The sequence below is a fragment of the Pseudomonas versuta genome, from assembly GCF_001294575.1.
Taxonomy (GTDB): domain Bacteria; phylum Pseudomonadota; class Gammaproteobacteria; order Pseudomonadales; family Pseudomonadaceae; genus Aquipseudomonas; species Aquipseudomonas versuta.
In genome coordinates, this window is record NZ_CP012676.1 from 4,226,238 (window position 1) to 4,240,204 (window position 13,967).

9 protein-coding genes are annotated in these 13,967 nt (G+C 59.0%); 4 read left to right on the forward strand and 5 right to left on the reverse strand.

From position 1 onward, the window contains the following. Window positions 1-40: 40 nt before the first annotated feature. Together AOC04_RS18885 and AOC04_RS18890 are read left to right on the forward strand one after the other, a co-directional pair. A complete protein-coding gene (locus AOC04_RS18885) occupies window positions 41-1,075 on the forward strand; it encodes a S8 family peptidase (protein ID WP_060696994.1) in 1,035 nt (344 codons plus the stop codon). Window positions 1,076-1,367: 292 nt separating this feature from the next. Beyond that, window positions 1,368-6,413 (forward strand): RHS repeat domain-containing protein, encoded by a 5,046-nt coding sequence (locus AOC04_RS18890; RefSeq protein ID WP_060696049.1) that lies wholly within the window; start codon window positions 1,368-1,370, stop codon window positions 6,411-6,413. A gap of 139 nt (window positions 6,414-6,552) precedes the next feature. Here AOC04_RS18890 and AOC04_RS18895 read toward each other — a convergent pair whose 3' ends face one another. From AOC04_RS18895 to AOC04_RS18905, 3 genes are all read right to left on the reverse strand, one after another. Continuing rightward, window positions 6,553-8,094, reverse strand: coding sequence for a phosphoenolpyruvate carboxykinase (locus AOC04_RS18895; protein WP_060696051.1), 1,542 nt, complete (start codon window positions 8,092-8,094; stop codon window positions 6,553-6,555). Window positions 8,095-8,273: 179 nt separating this feature from the next. Further along, window positions 8,274-9,176 carry an Hsp33 family molecular chaperone HslO gene (hslO, locus tag AOC04_RS18900; protein WP_060696054.1) on the reverse strand — a complete coding sequence of 301 codons (903 nt, stop codon included), beginning with the start codon at window positions 9,174-9,176 and terminating at the stop codon, window positions 8,274-8,276. Window positions 9,177-9,437: 261 nt separating this feature from the next. Further along, window positions 9,438-9,845: an RNA-binding S4 domain-containing protein gene (locus tag AOC04_RS18905; RefSeq protein WP_060696056.1), complete on the reverse strand. Its 408-nt coding sequence runs from the start codon at window positions 9,843-9,845 to the stop codon at window positions 9,438-9,440. 255 nt (window positions 9,846-10,100) lie between these two features. Between AOC04_RS18905 and rimB the strand changes: the two genes are divergently transcribed. Together rimB and rimK are read left to right on the forward strand one after the other, a co-directional pair. Further along, window positions 10,101-10,583 carry a retropepsin-like aspartic endopeptidase RimB gene (rimB, locus tag AOC04_RS18910; protein WP_060696058.1) on the forward strand — a complete coding sequence of 161 codons (483 nt, stop codon included), beginning with the start codon at window positions 10,101-10,103 and terminating at the stop codon, window positions 10,581-10,583. Further along, a complete protein-coding gene (gene rimK / locus AOC04_RS18915) occupies window positions 10,580-11,485 on the forward strand; it encodes a 30S ribosomal protein S6--L-glutamate ligase (RefSeq protein WP_060696060.1) in 906 nt (301 codons plus the stop codon). The genes rimB and rimK overlap by 4 nt, the downstream gene beginning before the upstream one ends. Before the next feature lie 65 nt (window positions 11,486-11,550). On the opposite strand, the gene AOC04_RS18920 is transcribed toward rimK, so the two are convergent. Both AOC04_RS18920 and ompR read right to left on the reverse strand, forming a co-directional pair. Continuing rightward, entirely contained in the window at window positions 11,551-12,864 is a 1,314-nt protein-coding gene (locus AOC04_RS18920; protein ID WP_060696062.1) for an ATP-binding protein, read from the reverse strand. A gap of 111 nt (window positions 12,865-12,975) precedes the next feature. Beyond that, complete coding sequence (gene ompR, locus AOC04_RS18925; protein ID WP_003438667.1) at window positions 12,976-13,716, reverse strand: osmolarity response regulator transcription factor OmpR; 741 nt, start codon at window positions 13,714-13,716, stop codon at window positions 12,976-12,978. Window positions 13,717-13,967 lie beyond the last annotated feature (251 nt).

Consider the following 13,967-nt stretch of genomic DNA (forward strand, 5'->3'; position numbering starts at 1 on the left):
TCAAGCGCTACCCAAACATCCGTTTAAACAATCCTGTTCCATGCTGCAACGCACCACCCTGCTGCTCCTGCCCGCGCTGCTTCTGGGCTGTGCCACAGCGGGGGCTCCTCCGGCCGAGGAACTCGATACAAGCACGTTTGAAACAACCGAATACCGTGCCCAAAAAGCTCTTGCGGTGGTTAAAGCCTCGACGCTCTATGCCCGGGGCGGCACCGGCCAGAACGTCAAGGTTGCCCTGATTGATTCGGGCATCAACGACACCCTTCCCGAGTTCCAGGGGCGCATCGCCGACCCCGGTCATGACTTTGTACTCAAGCGCCCCGGCACCCTCGATATCAAGGGTCACGGGACCCAAATGGCGGGCATTCTGGCCGCCAACAAAGACGAAAAAGGCATGCATGGCATGGCCTTCAACGCCCAACTGATCCCTATGCGCTTTGGCGACGACAAGGAACCGTTCTACTTCGACTCTGAAATCGCTCAAGCGTGGCAGCTCAGCTATGACAAGGGCGCACGGATAATCAGCAACTCATGGGCCAACCCGATAGAAGCCAACACCAATGAAGCCGTTATTTATCAACGCTTGATGGGCGACTCGCTGGAGGCTGCCAAAAAGCTGGTAGCGGACGGTGCCGTTTTCGTATTTTCCACCGGCAATGAAGTCAAACGTGAACCCCTTGCCGAGCCGGGCCTGCCAGCCCTGTTTCCAGAACTGGAACATGGCTGGATTGCTGTCATGGCCCTCAAGAGCGACGGCACCGCCATCAACCAGAAGTCCAACTACTGCGGCCTGGCGGCACGCTGGTGTATTGCAGTACCCGGGGGCGACAGCGGGGATGGCTTGCTCACCACACAGCAGGACGGCAGCTATGGACCGACCATTGGCACCTCGCCTGCTGCAGCGCTGGTCAGCGGGGCTCTGGCGGCATTACAAAGCCGTTACCCGCAGATGACTGCACAACAGTTGCGCGAGCGCTTGCTCAGCACTGCCAATCGCAGCGGCATCTATGCCAACAGCGAGGCCTACGGCCAAGGCTTGATGGATCTGGAGGCAGCTTCGCGCCCGGCCCCTTAGCAGTAGATAAAAACTGAACACGCCCATGCCTCCAGGCATTGGGCGCCAACTGGCAAACGCTAAAGCCGTATTTGCGATTGGGCGCCGGATGGGCGTATTGAGCTGTGCCTGTGTGGTAATGCGCTATAAACAAACGCTGGAAGACACGGGGCTGACACCCGGCCGCACTTATAAAAACCTGGTTTCTTCAGGTTTTTTTGTAGTCACACCACCTACAGCCCTTGCTCGTTGTTCTCTCCAAGTCAGCGCTTCTATGTTGCCACTCCTTCAAGCGAACCAAGGAGTAGCAAGCATGCTTGCCCCATCTGAGCACACCCCCGCAATCCAATCCGCCGCCAGCCTGCTCAGCAGCGGCGACGTCTATTCCGGTGCCTACAACTTTATGAGCAGCGTCAGTGCCGGGGTTGATCCGCGCACCGGTTCGTTCTCGGCCTCGATCAGCCTGCCCACCGGCGCCGCCAACGACCTGCGCGGGCCCATCAGCCAGCTGCGCCTCGGTTACAGCCCTTTGATGACTGAAGACCAGGGTTTTGGCCTGGGCTGGGGGCTCGGCACCACCTCGTGGGACGGTGCCAGTCAGCAACTTCAGCTGAACTCCGGCGAGCGTTTTCGCGGTGAAATTGTCGGCCAGGGCATGCGTTTTCCCGATGTGCGCTTGCCGGTGGTAACAGTCACGGTGCAGCGCCAGGAGATGTGGGTCCGCCACAACGACGGCACCTCTGAACGCCTGACGCCGTTGGCCGGGCACCCGAGCCTGTGGGTGGTCCGCACCCTGGTCGGCGCTGATGGTAGCGCCCTGAACTTTGACTGGCGCTCGATTGGCAACGCGGCTTATTTGCAGCACGTCAGCGATGCCCAAGGGCGAGTCGTTGTCGCGCTGGACTATGAAGGCCCGACCCGTCTGACCTTGCAACCGGGCACGCCCTCACAAGTGGTGATGACTTTTCTGCGTATCTCCGGGCAGTTGCGCCGGGTAACGGTGGACGGGTTGCCTGACAATGGCTGGCAGTTTGACTACAGCACTTCAACCTCGGGCCTGTTGCTGCTGAGCAAATGCACCCAGCCTACCGGCAGCACCGAGGAGGTGACCTACAGCGAAGCCAACGGTCTGACGTTGCCGCCGGGAGCGCCGTTCGCACGCATGCCGGTGGTCATCCAGACCCGCAAGGACCCGGGTGACGGCCAGCCGGTGCAATTGGTGGGTTATGACTATGGCCTGCATAGCAGCAACAATTATTTCGGCTGGCCGGCGGTGCGCCAGTGGCGCAACCGCGAGGACAACCTCTACCACCTGACCGGGGCCGGCGATTTTCTGTATGGCTCCACCGAGACCCTGATGGATGCCCGGGGCACGCCGCTGCAGACCATCAGCCGCACCTTTAACCGTTTCCATCTGATGACCCGCGAACGCACGCTGCAAGGCCAGACGCTGCAGGAAACCGAGACCACCTATTACGACGAACCCTGGCTGCCGATTGCCCGGCAACTGCCTTATTTCCAGTTCCCGCACAAGGTGATTACCCGCAAGGCGCAGCTGGACGGGCAGCGGGTTTTGCGTGAATTGAGTACTGAGGAAGAGACCCGTTACGACGACTTGGGCAACCCGATTTGGCACCGCAATTCCCTGGGCGCGGTTGAGGTGTCCGAGTACTACCCGGTCAGTGGTGAGACCGATAACTGTCCGGCTGATCCGTTGGGCAGGATTACCCGTCTGAAAAGTCGCACAGTGAGTCCACCGCCCGGCACCGAAGGCCCGGTGAAGCAGACTCAATATCGCTATCAATCATTGCCAGTACGTCAGGATGCACCGGCGTTTGCGCTGCCGACTTTTATTCAGAGCAGTGAAGAACGTTTACTACAGGTGGAAGGTGAAAAGCGTACCGAGCTGGGTCGTTCCAGCCAGACCTTTATCGTCGATCCAGCCTCGCCCCATCACGGGCGCATGCTCAGTGAAATGCAGACCGTACAGGGTAAAAGCACCACCCGTTCCTACAGCTATCAGCTCAACCAAGCCCGCAATGCCCGCTCGCTTGAGCATGCGGTGCTGCAGGAAAACGTCACCGTCACCGGCCACGACGGGCATGAATCCAGCTCCCAATCCTCGCAGGATATTTACTCGGGCCTGATGGTGACCGAGCAGACCGATGAACAGATGCGCATCGCCTTTGCCCACGATGTATTGGGCCGGGTGGTGCAGGAAGTTGCCGCCCCGGATTCGGCGTTCGAGGCCGAGGTCAACTGGACCTATTCCTTGTCAGCAAGCGAGCGTTGCCAGAGCCGAATAGGCGCTTCGGGGCGTAAGGAAACCGTCTGGCTGGATGGTATGGGCCGGGAAATTCGTCGAGAAAAACAGACCGACAGCGGTGAGACTTATACCGCCTGGACTGGCGAATATGACGTGTTGGGCCGGGTATTTCGGGAGACCAGCTACGACCCCGGTAACGAAGACACTCCGGCCCTGAGCCTGAGCACCGAACGTACCTTTGATGACTGGGGCAATGTGCTGACCGAAACCGGGGCAGACGGCGTCACCCAACACACTGTTGCCGACCCGGTAGCCCTGACCGGCACCCGCTGGCAGACCGACGCCAATGGCGTGGCCGGGCCCAAAACCGTGACCACCCATGGTCTTAATGGACAGCCTTTAAAAGAACAGGTGTTTTGCGCCGACGGCGTGCTGCAGCACGAACTGAGCTGGGCCTATGACGGGCTGGGCCGCTGTGTCAGCCAGTCCGACGCCATGGGCCGCGAGACCTTGCAAGAATGGGATGTGCGCGATCGGTTGGTGTCGACCACGCTGCCAGATGGCAGTGTGATCAAGCGCACCTACGCCGAAGGCCATGACGGTGAACTACCGGCCACAGTGTCGATCACCCATCCTTCGCTAGGCAGCAATGAAGTGCTGCTGGGCGAGCGCAAATACGACGGTCTTGGCCGATTGGTGTGGGAAAAGATCGGCCAGAGTGTGTCTGAATGGCAATACGCCGAAGGACAAATCCACGCCCATACCCAGACACTGCCCGACGGCACCCAGGTCCTGACCGAACGCCAGCCGGAACTGGGCGGTGCGCTGCTGTCGATGCACGCGCCGGGCATCAGCGTGTTCAACAAATACGATCCTCTGAGTGGCCGGTTGCTGGAAGCGCAGGGCAACCTGGGGCTGCAAAAAGATCACTGGTCGCCGTCGGGCCAACTGACCAGGGCCGATTACGCCTGGCAAGGCGACCAACCACGCTCGCAACAGCAAACCGCCACGCCATCGGGCAAGGTCACACGGCTGACCGATGCCGACGGCGCCGAACAGCGCTGCCAGTACGACAAATTTGGGCGCCTTAGTACGCAGCAAGGCCCAGACGTCACGGTCACTATCACCTACGATGCGGCCTCGCGAATTCACCAGCAGCGCACCCAATCCCGTGATGGCTCGCGGGACATGACCGTGACCCTGGGCTACGACAGCCTCGGACGTCCGGCCCGTCGCACCACCGAAACCCACACACCCAGCGCACAACATGTAGAAGTCCAGACTCAGCAATGGCGCAAAGACGGCAAGCTGACCCAGCGCGAACTGACCCGGGACGGTGTTCTGGTACGTCGTGAAACCTTCGACTACGACATCCGTGGCCGCATGATCGCCCAGCGGCTCGTGGGCGAGGAATTGCCCGAAGACGCCCACGGCAAAACCTACCGCGAGCAGCACTTCGAATACGATGCGCTGGACAATGTGCGCCGTCTGGAAACGGTATTGGCCGACGCCAACGCAAACAATGTCACCACATTTACCTACAACCCCTCTGACCTCACCCAGCTGATAAACATCAGCCACAGCCGAAGCGATTACCCGGCACCGGTCACCCTGGAGTACGACGCCCTCGGCAATCTCAAACGCGACGAGAAAGGTAATCCACTGCACTACGACGCCCTCGGCCGACTGATCGGGGTCACCCTGCCTACAGGCGAGCGTCGTTGGCACTACGGCCCCGGTGGCAACATCATCAAGACCGAGGATGCTCGCGGGCCGCGCTGGCGTTACCACACCGGCGGCCAGCTCAGCTGCGAGACGGGTGAAGACACTCAAACCCGCTGGGTGCGGGCCGGTGCGGTGCCGGTGGCTGAAAGTCGACTGGCTTCGGCAGTGCGTGAAGTCATGCTGCTGGGCACCGATGCCCAGGGCTCGGTCACCACTGAAGCCCAAGACGGGATCAACCACCCGGTCTATGGCGCCTATGGTTCAAGCGTGGCCGGGACCAGCCGTCTGGGCTATGCCGGGAGCCTGCGCGAGGACGTCACCGGCTGGTATTTCTTGGGCGACTACCGCATCTACAACCCGGCGCTGATGCGTTTTCACAGCCGTGACAGCCTCAGCCCCTTCGGTGAAGGCGGCCTCAATGGCTATGCCTACTGCGCCGGCGACCCGGTCAACCGCATCGACCCCTCGGGCCATTCGTGGCTGGACTGGTTGCTGCCAGCGGTGGGGATTGCGTTCGGGGTGATGGGCGCGGTGGCCTCATTCGGTGCCCTGGCGGCTCCCGCTGCGGCGTTGACCGCCAGTTACATCACCGCAGTGACCACCGCGACCTTAAGCGTCGTGTCACTGGCCGCAGACGTGGCCTCGATAGCCTTGCTGGCCACCGGCAATGAAAGCGCGGGTCGGATTCTGGGTTTTGTGGGCATGGCCACAGGTCTGGCGTCGGCGGCGCCGTCAATCGCCGGGGCGGCGGCCAAGGGAGTGAAAAAAGTAGGCAAGTTTGTCGGTGGCTGGCAGCACAAGTTGCAGCATGCGGGGGGGGTGCCGGGAGGAGGACGGGCATTGCCAGGTCACGCTCAACGAGTTGGCTCGCGTTCGCCCATGCGCGACATGGACCTGTCTTACCTGCTGGAACAAGGGCCGACCAGGGAAAGTTTCTTGCCGCGTTTGTCCCGTGGCGATTTGCAAAACATAGGGCAGACCAACTCAGCTAACCGAACTTCTGTTTATGCGGCCAGGCCGCCTGAACCACTAGAGCTGCCTTTCCGTGGGAACGCTGGTGTGGTTGATGGGCAATTACAGCAATATGGTTATCCGGTTATTGCCAATCCCGAGTATGTAAATCAAGTAAGACAGACCATATCCGGCACTCATCCCAGGAATTACCCTTGGCAAATCGGTGAAGCGGGTATCGAGAATCCAAGTCAATTAAGGATCATAGACCGTCCGATTTTCGAGGACTATGCTGCGCAGAGACTGGCAGGGCAAGAACCTATGAGGTTAGGACTCTTGAATTTTGAGTCGGATTTTCGGTGGTTTTCACAACGCGGAGAAATAGCGCAAAGAGGATGGAACTGCCGGATCTTGTAACTCCTTTGAGATATCCAGCAGTCTGACATCCCCGGACATAACCCGCGAAGGTGTGAACCTTTTTCAGACCGGGGCACGATGCACAAAAAAGCCGCCCATTCAGGCGGCTTTTTCGTGGACCAACTGACTGACCGGATGCTTACAGCTTCGGGCCGGCAGCCTTGATCGCGTCGCTGACGTCGAACTTCTTGAAGTTCTCTACGAACAGGCCGGCCAAGGCTTTGGCAGCTTCGTCGTAGGCAGCTTTGTCTGCCCAGGTGTTACGCGGGTTGAGCAGAACAGTGTCAACGCCCGGTACGGCCAATGGCACGTCGAGGTTGATGGTGTCCAGGTGCTCGGTTTCTGCGCCGATCAGAGCACCGCTCTGGATCGCTGCAATCACGCCACGGGTGGTCGGGATGTTGAAGCGCTTGCCAACGCCGTAACCGCCGCCGGTCCAACCGGTGTTAACCAGGTAAACCTTGGAGCCGAAACCACGGATACGCTTGATCAGCAGCTCTGCGTATTCGCCAGCCGGACGCGGGAAGAATGGCGCACCGAAGCAGGTGGAGAAGGTCGACTTGATGCCGCTGCCCGAACCCATTTCAGTCGAACCCACCAATGCGGTGTAGCCGGACAGGAAGTGGTAAGCCGCCTGTTCTTCGCTGAGGATCGAAACCGGTGGCAGCACGCCAGTCAGGTCGCAGGTCAGGAAGATCACAGCGTTTGGCTCGCCGCCCAGGTTCTTCTCGGAACGCTTGGCAACGTGCTCCAGCGGGTAGGCGGCACGGCTGTTCTGGGTCAGGCTGACGTCGGCGTAGTCAGGGTGCTTGGCATCGTCCAGAACAACGTTTTCAAGCACGGCTCCGTGCTTGATGGCTTTCCAGATAACCGGCTCGTTCTTCTCGGACAGGTCGATGCACTTGGCATAGCAACCGCCTTCGATGTTGAACACTACGCCCTCGCCCCAACCGTGTTCGTCGTCACCGATCAGGTAACGGCTTTCATCGGCCGACAAGGTGGTTTTACCGGTGCCGGACAGGCCGAAGAACAGGGTCACATCGCCCGCTTCGCCAATGTTGGCGGCGCAGTGCATCGGCAGTACGTCGGCAGCAGGCAACAGGAAGTTCTGTACCGAGAACATGGCTTTTTTCATTTCACCGGCGTAACGCATACCGGCGATCAGCACTTTTTTCTGGGCAAAGTTGAGGATCACGCAACCGTCGGAGTTGGTGCCGTCACGCTCGGGCACGCATTCGAAGTTGGCCACATTGAGCACTTGCCACTCTTCACGACCGGCCGGGTTGTACTGAGCCGGGTTGATGAACAGGCAACGACCGAACAGGTTCTGCCAGGCAGTCTGGGTGGTCATTTTAACGGCCAGGTAGTGGTCTTCGGAAGCACCTACATGAACGTGGGAAACGAAATGTTCTTGCGCGTTGTTGAACGCCTCGACGCGGTCCCACAGAGCATCAAACTTGTCAGCCGGAAACTTGCGGTTGATTGGCCCCCAGGCAATGGCATCCTGAGTAGTCGGCTCTTCAACGATGAAGCGGTCAGCTGGCGAACGGCCTGTACGATGGCCAGTTGTAACCGCCAGTGCACCATTGTCGGCAAGCTCGCCTTCACCACGGCTCAGGGCTTCTTTGACCAGATCGTCGATGCTCAGATCGGTGTACACGGCGTTATTAGCTTGCGTCATGAGGTTCCCCGTCGGCCATTGGCCGAGTGCGCCAAACGTTTTGTAGTAGAAAAGTTTGCACTACTACCGCGAAAAAAGTGGGGCGGATTATGCCAGAAATGCCCAAAAAAAGTAGGGCCCACCTGTCAGAACCGCGCAAGAACGGGGTTTGACAGGTGTTTCACCTGGGCTGAAACGTTTTAGTGATGAGTGTCGGAGGGCGACTTTACACCGGCACCGGAGAACAATTGATCCACATCGGCAGCATCAAACAGGTAGCGCTCATTGCAAAACTGGCAGTCAATTTCGATATGGCCGCCATGTTCAGCTACAAGATTTTGCGCATCTTCAAGGCCCAGACTGGTCAATGCATTGCCCGAACGTTCACGCGAGCAGCTGCATTTGAACTCCACCGTTTCATCGTCAAACAGGCGCACGGTTTCTTCGTGGTAAAGACGATGCAGGATGGTTTCGTTATCCAGACCCAACAACTCTTCAGCTTTGAGGGTGTCGCCCAGCGCGAGCAATGTGTTCCAGCTGTCGACGCGCTCTTCTTCATCTTTAATTTTGTCGCCCGGCAGTTGCTGCAGGAACATGCCGCGCGCACGCTTGCCATCAGCGACCAGCCAGAAGCGGGTCGGCACTTGCTCGGACATTACAAAATAGTTGGTGAAACAGTCAGCCAGGGTTTCGCCGTTCAGATCCACGATGCCCTGATAGCGTTTGCCAACGGTCGGGTCGATAGTGATGGCCAATACGCCGTTGGGCAGCAGGTCTGCAAGGGTCGCATCCGGCGCAATCCGCTCGGCGTCAAAACGGGCAATACCGCGAATTTCACGGTCGCTGGTGCACTCGATCATCAACAACGGCACCGGACCTTCGGAGCGCGCTTGCAGGCTCAAAAGACCATCGATTTTCTGGTTGCCCACCAGCAACGCAGCCGCCGCCATCAGCTCGCCCAACAACTGCTGGACCGGCAATGGATAAGCATGCTTGGCCAATACTTCGGCGTAGCTGTGCTCCAGCGAAGCCAGCTCGCCGCGGGCATCGCAGGTGTCAAACATGAAGCGTTGGGTGGCATCGGTTTTGTTTAAGTCGGACATAGGAATAGGATTCTAAAAGTGGTTACTAAATGTGTACGCACCTGTAAACAGCATGCAGATTTAAGGCTAATAGCCCTATATGGCGCCACACCTGGATAGTTACAAGCCTTGGCTACCCGGACACGACGCACGGTCGGTGAGTCATTGATGCCCGGGCAGCCCTTGTGGGAGCCGGCTTGCCGGCGATGCCAGCGACGCGGTTCCGTGGTAATTCAATCGCTGGCAGGCCAGCTGCCGCAGGGGTCGAGATACGGTACAAACCTATTGCGCGGCGCCCGAATCTTGAAACTGATGCAACTGGCGGCGTTGCTTCTTGGTCGGTTTGCCGTCGCTGATAATGCCCATTGCCCCTGATTTGCGCATGGCGGCCATGCTTTCACGCTTGGCAATGCTTTGCTCGGTTTCGGCATACAGCAGCTGCGCCTCCGGGGCGCCTCGGCGTACAACTGAAAGTCCTTTGACCTCCACTGTACGCTCTTCGAGTCCGACACGAATTTGCAGCTCATCACCCAAACGGGGCTCTTTGCTCGGTTTGCAGCGTTCACCACGGCAGTGCACCTTGCCGCTTTCAATGGCGGTCTTGGCCAATGCACGGGTCTTGTAAAAACGCGCGGCCCAGAGCCACTTGTCCAGACGGACCTTGTCGTCCTCTTCCTGTTTCTGCGCCATTGGAATCTCCTTCACTCGATATTCGCAACTCTACTACTACTTTGGGTGAACCCAAGAAGGAACCTGCCCGATAGAATGCCGCCTGCTGCCATACCGCAACTAAAATACAGCACAGCGTGAACGCAGATAACTGTCGCCATTTACCGGATATTCTGCGTGAATACCGCCTTTATGCTTTCAAGTCGGCATTCGCCGGCTGCTTTACCTGCAGGGCCTGCCCTGCAGCCTGGATACGTTAATCGCCGGTTACCTATATTGAAGACTTTTGACCATTTGACCGTTGTCGGTCTGCGCGAGTGGGTGGCGCTTCCCGATTTGGGAGTCGCGGGCCTGCGGGCGAAAATCGACACCGGTGCCAGTACCTCCAGCCTGCACGCCACTGAAATCGAGCCATTTGTGCGCGACGGTGTCGAGTGGGTACGTTTCAATGCCCATTTGGGCACGCTTGTACAACTACGCCACCGCCGTTGCGAAGCGCCACTGGTGGCGATAAAAACGATTAAAAGCTCCAACGGTCATACACAGGTTCGTTATGTGATCCGTACCGGCCTTGCGCTGGGAGATCGGGTCTGGTCGGTGGAGTTCACCCTCGCCTGCCGCAAATCCATGCGTTACCGCTTGCTGCTGGGCTCCAAAGCGCTGATCGACGGCCAACTGGTGGTCAATCCAGCGTTTAAATACGTACAAGACAAGCCGGTGTTCCCGGTCACTACTACCTCTGCCACAGGTGTTGCATGAAGATCGCTGTGCTGTCGCGTAACCCGCGTCTGTATTCCACTCGTCGTCTGGTTGAAGCCGGTACTGAACGAGGCCATGAAATGGTAGTGATCGATACCCTGCGCGCCTATATGAACATCGCCAGTCATAAGCCGCAGATCCACTACCGCGGCAAGCCGCTGGAAGGCTTTGACGCGGTCATCCCGCGCATTGGTGCATCAGTCACGTTTTATGGCTGCGCGGTGTTGCGCCAGTTCGAGATGATGGGGGTTTTCCCGCTCAACGAATCGGTGGCAATCGCCCGCTCGCGAGACAAGTTGCGCTCGCTGCAACTGTTGTCGCGACGCGGCCTGGGCCTGCCGGTGACAGGCTTTGCCCACTCGCCGGATGATATTCCGGACCTGATCGAGATGGTCAATGGTGCGCCGCTGGTGATCAAGGTACTGGAGGGCACCCAGGGGATTGGCGTGGTGCTGTGTGAAACCGCCACGGCGGCGGAGTCGGTGATCGAGGCCTTTATGGGTCTCAAACAGAACATCATGGTGCAGGAATACATCAAGGAAGCCGGTGGTGCGGATATCCGCTGCTTCGTGGTGGGTGACAAGGTGATTGCGTCCATGAAACGCCAGGCCAAGCCCGGCGAGTTCCGCTCCAACCTGCATCGTGGCGGCAGTGCCAGCCTGATCAAAATCACCCCGCAAGAGCGCATGACAGCCATTCGCGCGGCCAAAGTCATGGGGTTGAGTGTGGCGGGGGTCGATATCTTGCGCTCCAACCACGGCCCGCTGGTGCTGGAGGTCAATTCATCGCCCGGACTGGAAGGTATCGAAACCACCACGGGCAAGGATGTAGCCGGGATCATCATTGAGCATCTGGAGAAAAACAGCACGCCGCACATGACCCGGACCAAAGGGAAAGGTTGAAAGCAGCCACCCCTGACAACTCTGCAAGAGCGAGCAAGCTCGCTCCTGCAGACAGGTCGAAGGCTTTAAACCGCCCCTCTGGGCAACATCAGGCCCAGCGGCAATCGCACCCGGGCCTCAAGGCCTCCGCCGGCACGGTTACGCAGTTCAACATTGCCGCCGTGCATGGAGGCGATGCGCTTGACGATGGCAAGGCCCAAACCTGTCCCCTTGCCGCCACGTGCACGGTCACCGCGGATAAACGGATTGAAGATGTCTTCAAGCTCTGAAGGGTCGATGCCCGCCCCCCGGTCCATCACACTCAGCACCACATACGGCGCACTGGTGTCGCCGGAGACGTAGGCGGCCACTTCCACGTTATCCCCCGCATGGTGCAACGCATTGCCGATCAGGTTGTTGAGCAGACGTTTCATCGACACCCGACGCAACGCAAACGGCTGAATCGGCTGCAGGCGCAGGCTCACTTGCTGTTCGTTCTGGTTGTAAGGCGCAACAACCTCGCGGATCAATTCGCACAAGTCGACTTCTTCGACCGGTTCATCGCGCCCGTCACGTATAAAGGCCAGGAATTGATCGAGAATCGCGTCCATGTCTTCAATGTCGCGCACCATGTCGTCGGTCAGGTCACTGTGGTTGCCCATCAGCTCCAAAGACAGACGCAAGCGGGTCAATGGCGTTCGCAGGTCATGGGACACACCGGCGAGCATCAGTTCGCGTTCGCGGCCTGCCTGCTCCACATCTTCTGCCATCTGATTGAAAGCGCTGTACACCTCGGTCATCTCGCTCGGTGTATCACTGATCGGCAGCCGTACACTGCGCCCCTGCCCCAGTTGCCTGGCCGCATAAACCAGACGCTTGAGCGGCTGGTTGAGCTGACTGACGAAAATCCATGCCGAGGCAGTCGATAACAAACCGATGGCCAGGAACCAGCCGAGCACACTCCAGATTTTCTGCCCGCGTAGCGGATGCGGATACAGCGGTACTTTCAGCCAGCCGTCGCCAAGGCTCGGAGCACGCACCCACAGCGCGGGTGGCGCGTGCATGCGCAAGCGCACCTCGGTGTCGGCCCCCAGCTCGGCCTGCATCTGGCGCTCATAAATTTCACTGTACGGCCAGTGCTGCTCGCCTTCGGGTACGCCACCACCGACCACCCGAATCAAACCGGCTGCATCGGCAATCTTTTCGCGATTCTCCTCGTCGGCAGCCCAATAAGCACGCAGGGTCAAGGCCGCGCCGTGGCTGTACTGGCGGTCGACCAGCATGTCTTCGTTCATCAACAGATAAACCAGGGTCAGTGCCTTGGAGAACAGCACGACAATGAGGACCAGCCACAGGGTGCGAGAGAAAAAACTTTGGGGGAACCACAGAGGGGTTTTCATAGACAGCCGTCTTAACACTTTGCAGGAGCGAGCTGTGAGGCTCGCATAATTTGGAATCGCGAGCCTTCGGGCAACCGGGTACCGGAAAGGCTCGCTCCTACAAATGATCCATCACTTGGTCGCGTTGCCATCCGGCACGAACACATAACCTACGCCCCAAACGGTCTGGATATAGCGTGGCTTCGACGGGTCCGGCTCGATCATGCGGCGCAAGCGGGAGATCTGGACGTCGATGGAACGCTCCAGTGCATCCCATTCACGGCCACGGGCCAGGTTCATCAGCTTGTCGCGGGTCAACGGCTCGCGGGCATGCATGACCAGAGCTTTAAGCACGGCGAACTCACCCGTGGTGAGCATGTGGACTTCGTCGCCACGCTTGAGCTCGCGAGTTGCCAGCGACAGTTCGTAATCACCGAACGTCACGCTTTCGTCTTCGCTACCCGGGGCACCCGGTACAGGAGCGGCCTGGCGGCGCAATACCGCGCGCACCCGCGCCATGAGTTCATCGGGGTTGAACGGCTTGGCCAGATAATCGTCGGCGCCCAGTTCCAGGCCCTTGATGCGGCTCAGCTCGTCACCCTTGGCGGTGAGCATGATGATCGGCACCCGGTTGCCCGCAGCACGCAAGCGGCGGCAAGCAGACAGCCCGTCTTCGCCGGGCAGCATCAGGTCCAGCACCACTAGGTTGAATACCTCACGGGCCAGCAAACGGTCCATTTGCTCGACGTTTGGCACAGCGCGGGCGCGATAGCCCTTGCTGACGAAGAAACGTTCCAGCAGGCTGCTCAGCCCGGGATCGTCGTCAACGATGAGAATTTTTTCGCCTTCTGCCGCTTGTGCAATGCTGCTCATTAGATGCTCCTGTGATCTCGGCGCGCATTATGGCTTAGCTGCTGTCATACGCATGGAGTGCATTGTTAGCAGATTTTTCCTTCACTAACAGCACGCAGACCAATGTGCTGCGCCGCGTAGCCCCCTGAATTCGGGAACGCTGGTTATAATGCGCCGCCTTTTGTGTCGGGCAACCTTGGATTTTCAAAGATCGCGTCAGGACTTATTTTTCCGGTGTCTGGCGTAATGTGCTGATTTCGCGGGTCAACAGG

Bases quoted from the DNA above. Each gene is read 5' to 3' on its own strand.
- rimK (WP_060696060.1), top strand. From the start codon at position 10,580: ATGAAGATCGCTGTGCTGTCGCGTAACCCGCGTCTGTATTCCACTCGT.
- AOC04_RS18905 (WP_060696056.1), bottom strand. From the start codon at position 9,845: ATGGCGCAGAAACAGGAAGAGGACGACAAGGTCCGTCTGGACAAGTGG.
- AOC04_RS18890 (WP_060696049.1), top strand. From the start codon at position 1,368: ATGCTTGCCCCATCTGAGCACACCCCCGCAATCCAATCCGCCGCCAGC.
- AOC04_RS18895 (WP_060696051.1), bottom strand. From the start codon at position 8,094: ATGACGCAAGCTAATAACGCCGTGTACACCGATCTGAGCATCGACGAT.
- AOC04_RS18920 (WP_060696062.1), bottom strand. From the start codon at position 12,864: ATGAAAACCCCTCTGTGGTTCCCCCAAAGTTTTTTCTCTCGCACCCTG.
- ompR (WP_003438667.1), bottom strand. From the start codon at position 13,716: ATGAGCAGCATTGCACAAGCGGCAGAAGGCGAAAAAATTCTCATCGTT.
- AOC04_RS18885 (WP_060696994.1), top strand. From the start codon at position 41: ATGCTGCAACGCACCACCCTGCTGCTCCTGCCCGCGCTGCTTCTGGGC.
- hslO (WP_060696054.1), bottom strand. From the start codon at position 9,176: ATGTCCGACTTAAACAAAACCGATGCCACCCAACGCTTCATGTTTGAC.